Here is a 16,539-nt window from a genome sequence, read left to right on the forward strand (position 1 = left end):
GCGGGGCCTGGGGAGCGTGGCGGATGGGCGTCGTCGTACGGGAGCAGCGGCTGGCCGGGTTGCGCTGGCTCGTGGTGTCGGGGCCACGGCGGGAGGCGTTCCGGGCGCTCGGGGAGAGCGCGCGGGCCGACGTCCGGGCCGTGCGGGAGGCGATGCCGGAGCGGGAGGCGCTGCGCCGCCGGGTCGGGACGCAGGAGGGCGGTGCCCGGCTCGCCCGAGTGCTGCGGACCACGCGTGAGCGCCATCCACAGGAGGTCGAGGAGCTGGAGGCGCTGGCGGAGGGCGCCGGGGTCCCTTTCGACGACCTGCTCCTGGCCAACCTGCGCGGCGACCTGGGCACCGGTGACGGAACCGGTTGTTCCGACCTGATCTGGCGGGGCGACCACTCCATCGTCGCCCACAACGAGGACGGCGCGCCCGTGCTCGACGGGCGGCTGATGCTGCTCACCCTCGCGCTCGACGGCCTCGTCCCGGTGACGGTCCAGTGGTATCCGGGCTTCCTGCCCGCCAACGCGTTCACCGCCACCGGTCATGGACTCGTCTGGGGCATCAACCACATACAGGTCGCCCGTCCGGTGGCCGACGGCGCCGGACGCCACTTCGTCGCCCGCGCGATGCAGCAGGCTCCGACGCTGGACGCGGCCCTCGCCCATCTGCGCACGCGGCCCGGCGCCGGCGGCTTCTCCTACGCCTTCGGGGAGTGCGCGACCGGCCGGGTCGCGATCGCCGAAGCAGCGGGCGGCCGTACCGCCGTGGTCGAGGCCACGCCCTCCGATCCGCCGCACTGGCACACGAACCACCTGCGCCATCTGCCCACCGCCCTGGACACCCCGGCGGACACCGGCACTTCCGCCCCGGACTCCCTCGGCCGGTACGGGGAGAGCGTCGCCCGGGGCCGGGCGCTGGAGGCACTGCGCCCGGTGGGCCGGGAGCCGTCGCCCGCGTGGTTCCTGGACGCCCTCACCGGTGCCCCGCTCCCGCACGGCGTGCATCGCACGGCCGCCGACGGCGACCCGCTGATGACCCTGTGCACGGTCGTGGCCGATCTGACGGCCGACCAGGTCCTCGTGCGCGGCACTCGGGGCGACACCGCCGAGCTGCCGCTGTCCGACTTCGTCCGGGGCATCGCGCCCGAGCCGGCTGTGGAGCCCTCGGCCCACACCTGACCGTGAGCAGGTCAGTCTGGCGACGGGCCTGACGGCGGAGGCGAGCCGTTCACCCGTGCGTGGACGGGCGGGTCGCGATCACACTCCCGGGCCGGTCGTGTCGAAGTCGCCCGCGCCGTCCCGGGACGCGGCTGATGACGGAATGCGTACGGGCGGCGCGGATTCCGCCGTACGGTCGAGGCGCCCACGCCGTGTGCACGGCGTGGGCGCCTCGACAGCGTGCGGTGTCAGACGATCTCGACGAGCAGGTCTCCGCCCTCCACCTGCTGGATCTTGTTGATGGCCAGGCGGGAGACCCGTCCGGCCTTGGGAACGGTGATGGTGGCCTCCATCTTCATCGCCTCGATGGTGGCGACCGTCGCGCCGGCCGCGACCTCGTCGCCCTCGGCGACCGCGAGGGTGACGACGCCGGCGAACGGGGCGGCGACATGGCCGGGGTTGGAGCGGTCGGCCTTCTCGGTGACGGGGATGTCGGAGGAGGCGGCCTTGTCGCGGATCTGGATCGGCCGCAGCTGGCCGTTCAGGGTCGACATCACCGTGCGCATACCGCGTTCGTCCGCCTCGCCGACGGCCTCCAGACCGATGAGGAGCCGCACACCGGGCTCCAGGTCGACGGCGTACTCCTTGCCGGGGCCGAGGCCGTAGAAGAAGTCCTTGCTGTCGAGGACGCTGGTGTCGCCGTAGGTCTGACGGTGGGTTTCGAACTCGCGGGTCGGGCCGGGGAACAGCAGCCGGTTGAGGGTGGCGCGGCGGTCCTTCTCCAGTCCGGCGCGGTCCTCGGCGGTGAGGTCCTGGACGGGCTTGGCGTCGGCGCGGCCCTGGAGGGCCTTGCTGCGGAACGGCTCGGGCCAGCCGCCGGGCGGGGTGCCCAACTCGCCGCGCAGGAAGCCGATGACGGAGTCGGGGATGTCGAACCGGTCCGGTGTGGCCTCGAAGTCCTCGGGAGCCACTCCGGCGCCGACGAGGTGCAGGGCGAGGTCGCCGACCACCTTGGACGAGGGCGTGACCTTCACCAAGTGGCCGAGGATGCGGTCGGCGGCGGTGTACATCGCCTCGATGTCCTCGAAGCGGTCGCCGAGGCCGAGGGCCACGGCCTGGGTGCGAAGGTTGGAGAGCTGGCCGCCGGGGATCTCGTGGTCGTAGACGCGGCCGGTCGGTGAGGCGAGGCCCGCCTCGAAGGGGGCGTAGATCCGGCGGACGCTCTCCCAGTAGGGCTCCAGGTCGCCGACGGCCCTGAGGTCGAGGCCGGTGGGCCGGTCGGAGTGGTCGGTGGCGGCGACGATCGCCGACAGCGACGGCTGCGAGGTGGTGCCCGCCATGGACGCCACGGCCCCGTCGACGGCGTCCGCGCCGGCCTGGATCGCGGCGAGGTAGGTGGCGAGCTGGCCGCCCGCCGTGTCGTGGGTGTGGATGTGCACCGGCAGGTCGAACTCGCGGCGCAGGGCGGTCACGAGCTTGGTGGCGGCGGGCGCGCGCAGCAGGCCCGCCATGTCCTTCACGGCGAGCACGTGGGCGCCCGCCTCGACGATCTGCTCGGCCAGCCGGAGGTAGTAGTCGAGGGTGTAGAGCTGCTCGGCGGGGTCGGAGAGGTCGGAGGTGTAGCAGAGGGCGACCTCGGCGACGGCCGTTCCGGTGGCGCGTACGGCGTCGATGGCGGGCCGCATCTGGCCGACGTCGTTGAGCGCGTCGAAGATCCGGAAGATGTCGATGCCGGTCTCGGTGGCCTCCTGGACGAAGGCGTCGGTCACCTCGGTCGGGTACGGCGTGTAGCCCACGGTGTTGCGGCCGCGCAGCAGCATCTGGAGGCAGATGTTGGGAGTGGCGGCACGGAACGCGGCCAGCCGCTCCCAGGGGTCCTCGGCGAGGAAGCGGAGGGCGACGTCGTAGGTGGCGCCGCCCCAGCACTCCAGGGAGAGCAGCTGCGGCAGGGTCCGGGCCACCACGGGCGCGACGGCGAGCATGTCCTTCGTACGGACCCGGGTGGCGAGCAGGGACTGGTGCGCGTCGCGGAAGGTGGTGTCGGTGACGCCGATGGTGGGCGACTCGCGCAGCCAGCGGGCGAAGCCCTCCGGGCCGAGCTCGACGAGCTTCTGCTTGGAGCCGGCCGGGGGTTCGGCGGCGGTGGGCCTCGGCAGCTTGCCGACCGGGTCGATGAGCGCGGGCCGCTCGCCGTGGGGCTTGTTGACCGTCACGTCGGCCAGATAGGTGAGCAGCTTGGTGCCCCGGTCGGCGGAGTGCCGGGAGGTGAGCAGGTGCGGGCGCTGCTCGATGAACGACGTGGTGACGTTGCCCGCCTGGAAGTCCGGGTCGTCGAGGACGGCCTGCAGGAAGGGGATGTTCGTGGCGACGCCCCGGATGCGGAACTCGGCGACCGCGCGCCGGGCCCGGTTGACGGCGGTGGTGAAGTCCCGGCCCCGGCAGGTCAGTTTGACCAGCATCGAGTCGAAGTGGGCGCTGATCTCCGTACCGGCGTGTGTGGTGCCGCCGTCGAGGCGGATGCCGGAGCCGCCGGGCGAGCGGTAGGCGCTGATGCGGCCGGTGTCGGGGCGGAAGCCGTTCGCCGGGTCCTCGGTGGTGATACGGCACTGGAGCGCGGCGCCGCGCAGGGTGACCGTCTCCTGGGAGAGCCCGAGGTCCGCGAGGGTGGCCCCGGCGGCGATGCGGAGCTGGGACTGCACGAGGTCGACGTCGGTGACCTCCTCGGTCACCGTGTGCTCGACCTGGATGCGGGGGTTCATCTCGATGAAGACGTGGTTGCCTTCGCGGTCGAGGAGGAACTCGACGGTGCCGGCGTTGCGGTAGCCGATCTCGCGGGCGAACCGTACGGCGTCGGCGCAGATCCGGTCGCGCAGCGCCGGGTCGAGGTTCGGGGCGGGCGCCAGCTCGATGACCTTCTGGTGGCGGCGCTGCACCGAACAGTCGCGCTCGAAGAGGTGGATGACGTCGCCGTGGCCGTCGGCGAGGATCTGCACCTCGATGTGGCGGGGCTCGACGACGGCCTTCTCCAGGAAGACCGTGGGGTCGCCGAACGCGGAGGCGGCCTCGCGGGACGCCGCCTCGATGGACTCCCGCAGGGCCGCCGGGTCCTCGACCCGGCGCATACCGCGACCACCGCCGCCCGCGACGGCCTTGACGAAGACGGGGAAGCCGATCTCGTCGGCGGCGCGGACCAGTTCGTCCACGTCGGTGGAGGGCTCGGAGGAGCCGAGGACGGGTACGCCGGCGGCGCGGGCGGCGGCCACGGCGCGCGCCTTGTTGCCCGTCAGCTCCAGGATGTGCGCGCTGGGGCCGACGAACGTGATGCCCGCCTCCTCGCACGCCCGGGCCAGTTCGGGGTTCTCGGACAGGAACCCGTAGCCCGGGTAGACGGCGTCGGCGCCCGCCAGCCGCGCGGCGCGCATGATCTCCTCGACGGAGAGGTACGCGCGCACGGGGTGTCCCGGTTCGCCGATCTCGTAGGCCTCGTCGGCCTTGAGCCGGTGCAGCGAGTTGCGGTCCTCGTGGGGGAAGACGGCGACGGTCCGCGCGCCCACTTCATAGCCTGCGCGGAACGCGCGGATCGCGATCTCGCCACGGTTGGCGACCAGTACCTTGCGGAGCATTCCCGATCCCTTCGGCCTGCCTGGTGAGGAACACCATGGTCGCGGCAATGGGCCCGACGTGCCATGAGAGTCCCGTCACTGACGGGTGATCGGAGCTCTGGCCTACGTGACGGGCCGGGGCGGGGCGGGCCTGCCGGGTCGGGGCAGCATGACCCGAGCCGACCGGGGACGCGGCCTGCCCGCCAACTCGCTCTCCGGGGACACACCGGCGCAGCGTGCGCGGTCCCTGGCGCTCGCCGAGGAGGCCCGGTCCGCCTCCTCGGCCTGTCCCCCGGGCCGGTTGACGCGGTGGCTGTCGGTCCAGGAGTCCCGCGAGCCCCTGGACGTGAGCGACATGGGTAGGGCCCGGCGCGGGCCCAGTACTCGGCGGCCCCTTGCCCTACCCCAGTGGGCCGAGGTCGCCTTCGAGGACCGTCCGGGTGATCAGGGGGCGGTCCCAGAGCGCGAGGATCTCGTTGGCGAGGTCCACGATCGGGAGCACGGGGCGGTCGTTGCGCGCCTCGATGGAGGCGGCCAGCAAGGAGCGCGGGACGGCTCCGGCGTCGAGGAGGAGGCGCCAGTCCTCCGGTGCCAGTTCGAGGAACTCCAGGCTCTTCAGCTGGGCGATCTCCAGGGGGTCGGCGAGGGTGCCGGGGTAGGCGGTGAGGGTGCGCAGGCGGGGCAGGCCGATGACGGGGGCGAGGCTGAAGGGCTCGCCGTCCCACACGCCGAGGCTCAGGGCCTCCAGGCCGGGATGGGCGGCGGCCTCGACGCTCCGCACGGACGCGTGGTTGACCCAGACCGTCGCCGGCGGCTCGCCGTCCCCGCTACGGCCGCCGCGCTGTTCCTTGCGCCCGTGCAGTACCAGGTCGGTGAGGGAGTCGGCGACCAGGCCGGCGCCGACGTGCTCCTCGTGGCCGATGATGACGATCTGCCCCACGTGTCCGCGCGGGCCGGGCGTCAGATCGACGGCCAGCCGGTCACCGCCGCCGTTGTCCCCGAAGGCGATCCAGCCGGGTGAGCCGACCAGTCCCTGCACGGCGGCGTCGGGCGGCGTCACAACGGCGTCCATCGCCCCGAACCGCCACAGGGCCGGGCGAGACTGCGCGTCGGCGACGTACACCTCCTCCAGGGGGAGGATCTCGCAGCCGACCGCCTCGTACTGGGCCTCAGCCTCCGCGTAGCCGCCGTCCCAGTCCGCCCAGCGTGCCCGTGTCACCCGGTAGAGCGCCTTGAGCTCCTCGGGCAGCGGGACGCCCAGGCGTTCCTCCGTGGCGGCGAGCTCCTCCTCGGTGGCGCCGATCGCGTCGGGCATCCGCTCGCGGAGCGTCCGCTCCAGCAGCGCGGGGTCGGCGGTCGGGGCCGGGACCGCGTCGGGGGTCGGTTCGGGCAGGCGGCGCCAGGGCTCGGGGACGGCGCCCTCGACGAGGACCAGTGAGCCGGGGTGCGGGCCGCCCACGTCGGGCTCCACGGCGGGGCTCGGAGCGATCAGGCGCAGCAGGGCCCGTCCGGCCGGCGAGGCCTCCAGCGTGAACGAGGCGCCCTCGACATCGGCCTCCATGAGCGCGTTCCGCACCCGCTCCACCGCGTCCCACTCGGCCTGCATGTCCTCGACCTGAGCGGCACGCCCGGGCTCCGGCATCAGTCGGGTCAGGGGCACGCTCCACGAGTGGACGCTGATCCGCCCGGCCACTTGGCCCCCCGGTGTGGCGAGCCGCTCCGCCTTGTCGGCCCACAGGAGCCTCAACAACGGCTCCCAGGTGGCGAAGTCATGGAGTGCGGACACGGTGTCCTCCGGTGGTTCCGGCGAGCGGGGCGAGGCGATTATCACGGACAGCCGTGTCCTGGCCGGGGCCGGGTCCTGGCCGGAGCGCAATTAAATCGTTTCATTCCCCGTGGGCTCGATCCCGCATCAACCATTGACCGTGTTCGACGCGGAACCCTAACCTCCGGGCCATCGCAATGAAACCTTTCACCACTCCACCGAACCGAAGGTGCACCATGGCGCGGGACCTCTCACGGCGAAGACTTCTCCAGCTCGGCGGCACCGCGGCCGCCTCCGTCGTCCTGTCCGGGCCGCAGGCCTTCGCGTCCCCGGGCCCGAAGGCCGCCGTCCCGACGGCCGCGCTCGGCGCCGCCGGGAAGCCGCCCGCGCCGACCGGGATGCTGGCCGATCTCCTGCCGCGGGCCCTCGGCACGAGCGCCGGGCAGAACCCCCGGTTCAGCTGGCAGGTGCCCGACTTCCGCGCGGGCACGGTGCAGCGCGCCTACCAGCTCCAGGTGGCGGCCACCCCGGGCGGTTTCGAGGACGACGAGCTGGTGTGGGACTCCGGGAAGCGGACGTCCGCCGACTCCACGGCCGTACCGTACGGCGGGCCCGCGCTGAAGCCCCGTACGGCCTACTGGTGGCGGGTCAGCAGCTGGGGCGAGAAGCGTTCCGCCTGGTCGGAGCCCGTCCTGCTGGCCACGTCGGTCGAGGACGAGTGGGAGGCGAAGCCGATCTGGGTCCCGGCCGGGCCGGTGATGACCGACGGCACCCTCACCGTCCGCGTGAAGATCACCGCCGTGGCCGCAGGGCTGTGGTTCCGGGCCACGAACACCGCCAACAATTACATGTGGCAGCTGCGGGCGGGCACCACCGGTGTGCTGCGCAAGCACGTCTGTGTGAACGGCACGTACACCGTGCTCGGCGAGGTGAAGCTGCCGTTCGCGGTCACCGCCGGGGAGTGGGTGGACCTGGCGGTCACCATGGCGGGCGCCACCTTCACCACCACCGTCAACGGCACCGTCGTGGACACCACGACCGACAGCCGCTACGCCTCCGGGAACATCGGTCTGCGCAACGGCCTCACCGAGTCCCAGACCTACGACCGGATCACCTTCACCGCCGCCGACGGCACCGTCCTGCTCGACGACGACTTCGCCTCCGACAAGGGCACCTTCGCCACCGGCACGGTCTCCGGCGGCGTCCTCGCCTTCCCGACCGGCGCCTCGTCCCTCTCCTCCTACGGGGCCGACGACACCTGGGCGCTGCTGCGCCACGAATACGAGACGAAGGCCGGCAAGGAGATAGCCGCCGCGATCGTGTACGTCGCGGCCACCTCGCCCGATCCGGCCCGGCAGTACGTGGCGAAGGTGTGGAGCAACGGCACCACCATCGGCTACGCCTCCGTCCGCTCCGGCGACGGCACCGCCTACCAGGCCTTCGACGTGACCTCCACGCTGCGCGCCGACGGCAGGGCCAACGCGCTCGCCGCGCTGTGCTGGACCACCTCGCAGCAGAAGTTCCTGGCCCAGCTGGAGATCACGTACGCCGACGGCAGCCGGTCGACCGTCGCCTCCGGCGACCACTGGAAGGCACGCCGCCAGGCCGGGTTGCTGCCCTCGAAGGGCAGTGCGGGCAGCAGCTACTTCACCGTTCCGCAGGAGTACTGGGACCTGCGCCGAGAGCCGGTGGGCTGGACGAAGCCCGGCTTCGACGACGGCGACTGGCTCAAGCCGGTCGTCCGCACCGAGATCGGCGGCCTCGTCCCCGCGCTGATCGAGGCGATACGGCCTCACGACGTCACCCCCGCCTCCGTCACCCGGGTCGCCGACGGCCGCTGGCTGGTCGACCTCGGCCGGGAGATCGTCGGCGGACTGGCCCTGGAGGTCACCGGCGGCGCGGGCGACACGGTCGAGGTACGGCTCGGCGAGGAGCTGAACTCCGACGGCACGGTCAGGTACCAGCTGCGCGCCACCAACACCTACCGCGAGGTGTGGACCCTGCGGGACGGCGAGCAGCGCTTCGAGCACTGGGGCTACCGAGGCTTCCGCTGGGCCGAACTGCGCACCACGCTCGACCTGTCGCAGGCGGTCGTCACCGGCCGCGCCTGGAAGCTCGACTGGCACGACTCGCACGCCTCCTTCCGCAGCTCGGACGCCGACCTCGACCGGGTCTGGGAGCTGTGCCGCTACTCCATCGAGGCCACGCGCGGCGACCTCTACACGGACACGCCCACCCGTGAGCGCGGGCCGTACGAGGGCGACGCGCTGATCAACCAGCTCTCCGAGTACGGCACCCAGCGCTCCTACGCCCTCGCCCGCTGGTCGAACGACTATCTGGTCCGCAAGGGCACCTGGCCCACCGAGTACCGGCTGATGTGCGCGATCTCCGCGTGGGAGGACTATCTCGCCACCGGCGACGACCGGCAGCTCGCCAAGGACTACGACCTTCTCACGGCGAAGAACCTCACCTCGTACCTGGACTCCGACGGACTGGTCCGCAAGGCGCCCGGCAGCACCAGCCAGAACCTCGGCGATCTGGTCGACTGGCCCGCCGCCAGCCGTGACGGTTACGTGTTCACCAACGTCAACACGGTGGTCAACTCCTTCCAGTACGCGGCCTTCGACGCGCTCGCCAAGTGCGCGGCGGCCCTCGGCAAGGACGCCGACGCGACCGCCCTGCGCGGCCGGGCCGACACCCTCGCCACGGCCATGCGCGCCAAGCTGCTCGACAGCGCGGGCGGGCGCTTCGTCGACGGCGCCGGCACCACGCACAGCGCCCAGCACGCGACCGCCTTCCCGGTGGCGCTGGGTGTCACGGACGCCCTGGACGAGGACGTGCTGGCCCGACTGGGCGACACCCTGGCGGCGGGCGGCATGAAGGTGAGCGTGTACGGGTCGCAGTTCCTGCTCGACGCACTGTTCCGGCTGGGCCGCTCCGACGCCGCCCTCGCCCTGCTCACCTCCACGGCGACCAACTCGTGGCTGCACATGCTGGACGCGCTGAAGGCGACCATCGTCACGGAGGCGTGGGACCCGGCGCTGAAGTCCAACATGACGCTCTCCCACGCCTGGGCGTCCGCGCCCGCGAACGCCGTGGCCCGGCACGTTCTCGGCGTCCAGGTCAGCGCGCCCGGCGCGGCCGGGTTCCGCGTCCGGCCCCGGACCGGCTCGCTGACCGAGGCGGAGGGAACCGTGCCGTCCGTGCGCGGCCCCGTCTCGGTCCTGGTGCGCCGCTCCGGGGACACGCACACGACCCGGGTGACCGTGCCGCCGAACTCCCGTGCCGTGCTGGAGGTGGAGATCGGGGACGCCGATCCGAAGGCGTACCTGGTGACGGGGACGACACCCGGTGGGGAGGGCCGCGTGAAGGTCGAGTCGTTCACCGATCTCACGGGCACCGTGCTGCGGGTCGGACCGGTCGGCTCGGGCACGACGGAGGTGCGACGCGACGCCTCCTGAACCGGCTGACGGGGCGGAAGTGGCCGAAACCCGGAATGCGCGACCCCGCTGAGCTAGCCTCAACATCCTTGGGGGCGAACTGACGTACGCCAAAAGTCATTTCGGGGGTGTTGTGTCAGACCAGCGGCCGGTGCCGTCGCGTTCGACGGCGGACAGGGCTCGGGCGCTGCGAGAGGCGGGGGTGCTGCCCCCGCGCCCCGGCGAACCGGACCGCATCGGTCCGTATGTGTCGCTGGGGCTGCTCGGCAGCGGCGGTATGGGGCGCGTCCATCTGGCGCGCCCCGTGGACGGCGGCCCCGACCTCGTCGCGGTGAAGGTGATCAGGCCGGAGTACGCGGAGGACGCCAGGTTCCGCCGCCGGTTCGAGCAGGAGGCCGCGGTGCACAGCCGGGTGCGCACCGCGCGCATGCCGCGGCTGGCCGGGACGGGCTTCCGGGACGAACTGCTGTGGATGGCGACCGAGTACCTCCCGGGGCTCGACCTCGCGGCCGCCGTGCACGAGGACGGTCCGCTGCCGGCCGCCGCCGTCCGGCGGCTGGTGGCGGAGCTGGGGCAGGCGCTCGCCGATCTCTCCGCCGCCGGCATCGTGCACCGGGACCTGAAGCCGTCCAACGTCCTGCTGTCCGTCCGGGGCGCGCATGTCATCGACTTCGGTATCGCCAAGGCCGCCGACGCGAGCGCCATCACCGGCACGGGCAACCGGGTGGGCACCCCGGCCTACATGTCGCCGGAGTACCTGCGGACGGGCGAGTGCGACACGGCCTCGGATGTGTTCTCCCTGGCCTGCACCCTGGTCTTCGCGGCGACCGGCAGCGCTCCGTTCGGTGACGGCACCGGCGTGGACGTGATGCACCGGGTGGCGTTCGAGGAGCCCAACCCGAAGGTACTCGCCGAGATCGCGGTCGCCGACGCCGAACTCGCCTCCCTGCTCTCCGCCTGCCTGGCCAAGGAGCCCGGAAACCGGCCGGCCCCGGGGCAGTTGATCGAGGCGGCCGGTCTCGAACGCGAGGCGGCCGGACCGTCCGAGACGTGCGACTGGCCCGAGCCGCTGGGCGGCAGGGTGCTCGCCCGCCAGCGGGCCTACGAGACACTGCGCCGGCTCCCCCTCGAACAGCCCGGCCCCGAACCCCTGAAGAGGCCCTCCCCGCCCTCCGCCGACACACCGCCGAGCTCGTCCGCCGACGCACCGGCACAGCCGTTACGTCCTACGCGCTCCTGGACCCGCCGCAAACGGGTGCTGATCGGCGCCGCCGGGGTGGCCCTGTGCACGGCGACCGCCGGTGTCGTCGTACTCACCCTCCAGGGCCCTCCCGCCACCACGGCCTCCCCGCATCGGGATACGACGACTTCGGCCGACCCGCTGCCCGGTGACGACGCCTCCGCGCCGGCGACCGGGGGCTCGGACGGTGCGGCGGCCGTCCCGGACGGCGGGTCCGGGGTCGAGGAGGTGTCCGGCAAGGACGACCGGGCCTCGGCCGACGGCGACTCCACGCACACCGACGCACCCGGTTCCGACTCCGGCACCGCCGACGACGGCCGGCACACCGACTCCTCCGCACCCGCCCCGGGGACCAGCGCACCCGCCGAGACCACACCGGACCCGACCGACGAGTCCACCGAGCCCTCGACCCCGTCCTCGGACTGCACGTACTACTCCGGCAACGGACGCACCCGCCTCGGGAACAGCGGCAAACGCGTACAGCAGGTCCAGTGCATGCTGGCCGGACGCGGGTACGGCGTCGGGGACGCGGACGGCGAGTTCGGGACCGGGACGGAGGCCGCGGTGCGGAGCTTCCAGAGCGACATGGGACTGAACCCCGACGGCGTCGTCGCCCGCGACACCTGGGTCGCGTTGCGCGGCACCGGCTGACGTGCCCGTGCCCCGGTTTCCGTCGGCGTGCCCCGAGCGGCGCCCCGGTCAGTCGACGAACAGCCCGCGCGCCGCGGCCCGCGCGTCGAACTCCTCCAGGTGTGCCTGGGCGTCCGGGAGGGCGTCGCACATCGCCTCCAGGAGGACCTGCCCCAGCAGCATGGGCGCGCTCACGGTGTCGAAGACCAGGCCGGTGCCGACGGCGGCCGGCAGGAGCAGATCGCTGTGGGCGGCGACCGGGGCGAAGGTGCCGTCGGCGATGGTGACGACGGTCAGGCCGGCGGCCCGGGCGTGGGCGAGGGCGTCGAGGAGTTCGCGCGGATGGCGTGGCAGCGCGAAGCACAGGAGCGCGTCCGCGCCTGCCTGCCGGGCCGCGTCGATGCGGTCGGCGAGCAGTGAGCCGCCCTCGTCGAGCAGGCGTACGTCGGGGTGGACCTTCGCGGTGAAGTAGGCGAATCCGCGTGCCTGGGCGGCGGAGGCCCGCAGACCGAGGACCGGGAGCGGACGGGACGCGGAGAGCAGCCGTCCGGCCCGTTCGACGGGTTCGGGGTCCGCGAGGAGGGCCGCCAGGTTCCGCAGGTTGTCGATCTCGGTCTGCACGGCCCGCTGATAGGGGTTGGCCGACCGCCCGTCGAGCCCGTTCCCGGCGGATGAGACCTCCCGCAGACGGGCGCGCAGGGCCGGATAGCCGTCGAAGCCGAGGGCGGCCGCGAAACGGGTCACCGACGGCTGGCTGACCCCGGCCAGCCGGGCCAGCTCCACGCTCGACAGGAAGGGTACGTCCGCCGCCTGCCGGACCAGGCAGTGCGCGATGCGGCGCTGCGTCGGGGTGAGCCTGCGGCCTTCGAAGAGCTGCTGCAGCCGTGCGGACGCACCGTCGGTCATCTGGTCTCCCAGCCGGTCGTCGTGCTCGGTCCCCGCCGCTGCCCGGCGTGATGCCGGGCGGCGGCGGGAGCGGACGGTGTGGGCGTGGCCGAGCGGGTCAGCTCACGAGGCCGGCGGATGTCAGCCAGTCCTCGGCGACGGTGTCGGCGTCCTCCTTGTCGTTGACGAGCTTCTTCATCATCTCCAGCAGGTCCTCGGTGGTGAGCTTCGCCGAGACGGCGTTGAGCGCCTCCTTCGCCGTGTCGTTCACGGCGTCCTTGTAGACCAGGGGCGTGACGTTCTGCGAGGAGAAGAGGTTCTTCGGGTCCTCCAGGACCACCAGCTTGTCCGCGACGATGGCGGGGTCGGTGGTGTAGAGGTTGGCCGCCTGGACCTTGCCGTCCTTCAGCAGCTTCACCAGGGTGGTCTGGGCGCCCGCGTCGAGCGGCTGGAACTTCCCGAACTCCACGCCGTAGACCTTCTTCAGGCCGACGCCGCCCTGGGTGCGGGTCTTGAACTCCGATCCGGCCCCGAGCGTCATGTCCTTGGCGACCGGCTTGAGGTCGGCGAGGGTCTTGAGGTTGTACTTGGCGGCGGTCTCGGCGGTGACCGAGACCGAGTCCTTGTCCTCGGCGGCGGCGGAGTCGAGGATCTCCACCGACGAGGGGAGCTTCTCCTTCAGTTCGGCGTTGATGTCCTCGGTGGTGGTCGCGGTGCTGTTCTTGTCGACCGCCACCGACAGCAGGGCGCCGTTGTACTCCGGGAAGACGCCTATACCGCCCTTGACCACCTGGTCGTAGTAGACCTCGCGGGCCCCGATGTCGAATTTGCGGGTCACCTTCAGACCCTTGTCCTCCAGGGCCTGCGCGTAGATCTCGGCGAGCAGCTGGTTCTCGGGGAAGTTCGCCGAGCCGACGACGATGGACTTCCCGTCGCCGCCACCGCTGTCGCCGGTGAGCGGATTGTCGTTGGTGTCACCGCCACCGCCGCAGGCGGTCAGCGTGAGCGCGGTGATCAGGCCGAACACGGCGCCTCGGTACGTGCCTCGCATGGTTTCTTCCTCTCTCGGAGCCTGGGGCTCAGGACTTGGACGCCGAGACCCTGAGGCCCGGCGAGACGACTACGCGCCGCAGCGCGGTGAAGACGACCTGGACGACCAGCGCGAGGGCGACGACCACGGTGGAGCCGCCGATGACCAACTCGTAGTCGTTGCGGGAGAGTCCGTCGACGATGAAACGGCCCAGGCCGCCGAGACCCGGGTAGGCGGCGACGGTCGCGGTGGCCACGACCTGGATCGCGGCGACCCGCAGTCCGAGGAGGATCAGCGGCAGCGCCATCGGCACCTCGACCCGGGTCAGGACCTCCCACTCGGTCATGCCGACCCCGCGCGCGGCGTCCCGGGTGGCGGGGTCCACTCCCCGTACTCCCTCGAAGGTGTTGATGAGGATCGGCGGGACCGCCAGCGCGACCAGGGCGACCAGGACGGGCGCGGTGCTCAGCCCGGCGAGCGTGACGACGAGGACGACCAGGCCGAACGTGGGGATCGCCCGCGCGAGGTTCGCCACGCTGGCCACCGCGAAGGTGCCACGGCCGGTGTGGCCGACGAGCAGCCCGAACGTCAGCCCGATCACGGCGGCGAACAGCAACGACAGTCCGCTGTAGGTGAGATGCTCCAGCAGCCGGTGCGGGATGCCCTCGTCGCCGTGCCACTGCGCCGAGGACGTCAGCCAGTCGGCCACGAGCTGGATCTGGTTCAGGAAGTCGTTCATGCCGCCGTCACCTTGTTCCGGGCCCACGGGGTGAGCAGCCGCTGGGCCAGGACCAGCAGCGCGTCGGTGGTGAGGGCGAGCAGCATGATCAGTGCGATCGCGGTGACGATGGGGGTGGGGAAGTCGAGTTGGAGGCCGCGGGTGATGTAGTAGCCGAGGCCGCCCTGGCCGATCAGCTGTCCCACGGCGACGAGGCTGATGGACGAGACGGCGGCGACGCGTACGCCGGCGATGACGACGGGTACGGCGATCGGCAGCTCGACCTGGAGGACCCGGCGTACGGCGCCGAATCCCATCGCGGTGGCCGCGAGCCGGACCGGTTCGGGGACCGAGGCGAGGCCGTCCACGACGTTGGGCACCAGCACCGACAGCGTGTAGAGCGTCAGGGGGATCATCACCGTCTGTTCGGTCAGTCCCGTGTAGCGGACGAAGACCATGAACAGGGCGAGTGACGGGATCGAGTACAGGATGTTGGCCACGGTCAGCACCGGCGGGTAGAGCCAGCGCCAGCGGTGGCACAGGATGCCGAGCGGTATGGAGACGATCAGACCGAACAGCACGGGCAGCAGGCCGAGTCTGAGGTGAATGCCGGTGTAGTCGGCGAGTTCGGCGGTGTGGTCGGCTATCCACTGCCACCGGATCAGCGGTTCGTCGTCGCTCATCGGTCACCGCCGCCCGGGGTGTCGGCGGCGGTCTCGTCGACGGCCGGCCCGGGCTCGGCCGGGGCTTTCGTCGTCGGCGCGGGCTCAGACAGGGCTTCCTTCGCCGGGCCGGGCACGGCTGCGGCTCCCTTCGCCGGCCCGGACTCGACTGCGGCCTCCTTCGCCGTTTCGGCGGTGGTCACCCCGGCGGACAGCTCGTACGCGTCCGCCACTCCGACGACCGCGCCCTCGGCGTCGACGCCGACCGCGAGGCGGGCCGGTGACAGGAGGGCCGAGTCCAGGGCGGCCCGTGCCGAGTCGCCCACGAGGCTGAAGGTGTGGCCGAGCGGGGCGAGCGGCGCGTCCGCGAGGGTGCCGGTCTCCGGCAGTTCGGCGACCGAGGCCCAGCCGAGCGGTCGCCGGCCCTCGTCGACGACGAGCACCCAGGGCTCGTCCGCCGTCCGGGCCGCGGTCACCGACGTGGTGGCCGGCCGCACCGGGCCGTCACGCAGCGGCAGTTCGGCCGCGTCGACGAAGGACAGCCGGCGGATGCCCCGGTCGTGCCCGACGAAGTCGGCCACGAAGTCGTCGGCGGGCCGGGACAACAGCCGCTCGGGGGTGTCGAACTGGGCGAGCCGGCCACCGGTGCGGAACACGGCGATGTTGTCGCCGAGTTTGATCGCCTCGTCGATGTCATGGGTGACGAACACGATCGTCTTGTGCAGTTCCTTCTGCAGCCGGATGAACTCGGCCTGCAACTCCGCCCGCACGACGGGGTCGACCGCACTGAACGGCTCGTCCATCAGCAGCACCGGCGGATCGGCGCCCAACGCCCTGGCCACCCCCACGCGCTGCTGCTGCCCGCCGGAGAGCTGGTTCGGGTAGCGCTTGGCCATCTCGGCGGGCAGGCCCACCAGTTCCAGGAGCTCCGCCGCCCGGGCCCGTGCCTTCTTCCTGCTCCAGCCCAGCAGCAGCGGAACGGTCGCTATGTTGTCCAGGATGGTGCGGTGCGGGAACAGCCCGGCGTGCTGGATCACGTACCCGATGCCCCGGCGCAGTTCGGGGGCGTTGACCTCCCTGATGTCCCGGCCGCGCAGGCTCACGGTGCCGGCGGTCGGCTCCACCATGCGGTTGATCATGCGCAGGGTGGTGGTCTTGCCGCAGCCGGAAGGACCGACCAGGACCGTGATGCCACCCTCGGCCAGCTCCAGGGAGAGTTCGTCCACCGCTGTCGTGCCGTTTGGATATTTTTTGCTCACCGCGTCGAATCTGATCAAGACTGCCCCTTACCCGACTGCATATAGTCATGCAGAGTTGTCGGTGACTGAATGACAGTCAATGGAATTCCGTGAACGGCACGTTACGTTCACACGAAACCGGGCCGGGGACGCCCGATTTGGTCACCTTCTGCGGCGTGTGCGC

The 16,539-nt window shown here is 72.2% G+C and carries 10 protein-coding genes; 3 read left to right on the top strand and 7 right to left on the bottom strand.

Translation table 11 applies throughout. From position 1 onward, the window contains the following. Positions 1-23 precede the first annotated feature (23 nt). The gene (locus tag ACWD26_RS28155) at positions 24-1,166 is read left to right on the top strand and encodes a C45 family autoproteolytic acyltransferase/hydolase (RefSeq protein ID WP_451274741.1); all 1,143 of its coding nucleotides are present in this window, start codon (positions 24-26) and stop codon (positions 1,164-1,166) included. A gap of 227 nt (positions 1,167-1,393) precedes the next feature. Here ACWD26_RS28155 and ACWD26_RS28160 read toward each other — a convergent pair whose 3' ends face one another. Then, positions 1,394-4,768 carry a pyruvate carboxylase gene (locus ACWD26_RS28160; RefSeq protein WP_451274742.1) on the bottom strand — a complete coding sequence of 1,125 codons (3,375 nt, stop codon included), beginning with the start codon at positions 4,766-4,768 and terminating at the stop codon, positions 1,394-1,396. Positions 4,769-5,147: 379 nt separating this feature from the next. Beyond that, complete coding sequence (locus tag ACWD26_RS28165; RefSeq protein WP_451274743.1) at positions 5,148-6,533, bottom strand: SMI1/KNR4 family protein; 1,386 nt, start codon at positions 6,531-6,533, stop codon at positions 5,148-5,150. 215 nt (positions 6,534-6,748) lie between these two features. On the opposite strand from ACWD26_RS28165, the gene ACWD26_RS28170 reads away from it, so the two are divergent. Both ACWD26_RS28170 and ACWD26_RS28175 read left to right on the top strand, forming a co-directional pair. Further along, positions 6,749-9,973 (top strand): family 78 glycoside hydrolase catalytic domain, encoded by a 3,225-nt coding sequence (locus ACWD26_RS28170; RefSeq protein WP_451274744.1) that lies wholly within the window; start codon positions 6,749-6,751, stop codon positions 9,971-9,973. 130 nt (positions 9,974-10,103) lie between these two features. Continuing rightward, on the top strand, positions 10,104-11,843 hold the full coding sequence (locus ACWD26_RS28175) for a protein kinase domain-containing protein (RefSeq protein ID WP_451274745.1): 1,740 nt from the start codon (positions 10,104-10,106) through the stop codon (positions 11,841-11,843). A gap of 48 nt (positions 11,844-11,891) precedes the next feature. Here ACWD26_RS28175 and ACWD26_RS28180 read toward each other — a convergent pair whose 3' ends face one another. The 5 genes from ACWD26_RS28180 to ACWD26_RS28200 form a co-directional block, all read right to left on the bottom strand. Continuing rightward, the gene (locus ACWD26_RS28180; protein WP_451274746.1) at positions 11,892-12,728 is read right to left on the bottom strand and encodes a MurR/RpiR family transcriptional regulator; all 837 of its coding nucleotides are present in this window, start codon (positions 12,726-12,728) and stop codon (positions 11,892-11,894) included. A 97-nt stretch (positions 12,729-12,825) separates the two neighbouring features. After that, positions 12,826-13,758, bottom strand: coding sequence for an ABC transporter substrate-binding protein (locus tag ACWD26_RS28185; RefSeq protein WP_451274747.1), 933 nt, complete (start codon positions 13,756-13,758; stop codon positions 12,826-12,828). A 28-nt stretch (positions 13,759-13,786) separates the two neighbouring features. After that, positions 13,787-14,476 (bottom strand): ABC transporter permease, encoded by a 690-nt coding sequence (locus tag ACWD26_RS28190; RefSeq protein ID WP_451274748.1) that lies wholly within the window; start codon positions 14,474-14,476, stop codon positions 13,787-13,789. Continuing rightward, the gene (locus tag ACWD26_RS28195; protein ID WP_451274749.1) at positions 14,473-15,138 is read right to left on the bottom strand and encodes an ABC transporter permease; all 666 of its coding nucleotides are present in this window, start codon (positions 15,136-15,138) and stop codon (positions 14,473-14,475) included. Before ACWD26_RS28195 ends, ACWD26_RS28190 begins: the two co-directional genes overlap by 4 nt. Continuing rightward, on the bottom strand, positions 15,135-16,394 hold the full coding sequence (locus tag ACWD26_RS28200) for an ATP-binding cassette domain-containing protein (protein ID WP_451274750.1): 1,260 nt from the start codon (positions 16,392-16,394) through the stop codon (positions 15,135-15,137). Before ACWD26_RS28200 ends, ACWD26_RS28195 begins: the two co-directional genes overlap by 4 nt. Positions 16,395-16,539 lie beyond the last annotated feature (145 nt).

Source organism: Streptomyces sp. NPDC002787 (assembly GCF_053592095.1).

What these genes read in the sequence shown, in the direction of transcription:
- ACWD26_RS28155 (WP_451274741.1), top strand. Translation starts at nt 24, where the DNA reads ATGGGCGTCGTCGTACGGGAGCAGCGGCTGGCCGGGTTGCGCTGGCTC.
- ACWD26_RS28160 (WP_451274742.1), bottom strand. Translation starts at nt 4,768, where the DNA reads ATGCTCCGCAAGGTACTGGTCGCCAACCGTGGCGAGATCGCGATCCGC.
- ACWD26_RS28170 (WP_451274744.1), top strand. Translation starts at nt 6,749, where the DNA reads ATGGCGCGGGACCTCTCACGGCGAAGACTTCTCCAGCTCGGCGGCACC.
- ACWD26_RS28180 (WP_451274746.1), bottom strand. Translation starts at nt 12,728, where the DNA reads ATGACCGACGGTGCGTCCGCACGGCTGCAGCAGCTCTTCGAAGGCCGC.
- ACWD26_RS28185 (WP_451274747.1), bottom strand. Translation starts at nt 13,758, where the DNA reads ATGCGAGGCACGTACCGAGGCGCCGTGTTCGGCCTGATCACCGCGCTC.
- ACWD26_RS28190 (WP_451274748.1), bottom strand. Translation starts at nt 14,476, where the DNA reads ATGAACGACTTCCTGAACCAGATCCAGCTCGTGGCCGACTGGCTGACG.
- ACWD26_RS28195 (WP_451274749.1), bottom strand. Translation starts at nt 15,138, where the DNA reads ATGAGCGACGACGAACCGCTGATCCGGTGGCAGTGGATAGCCGACCAC.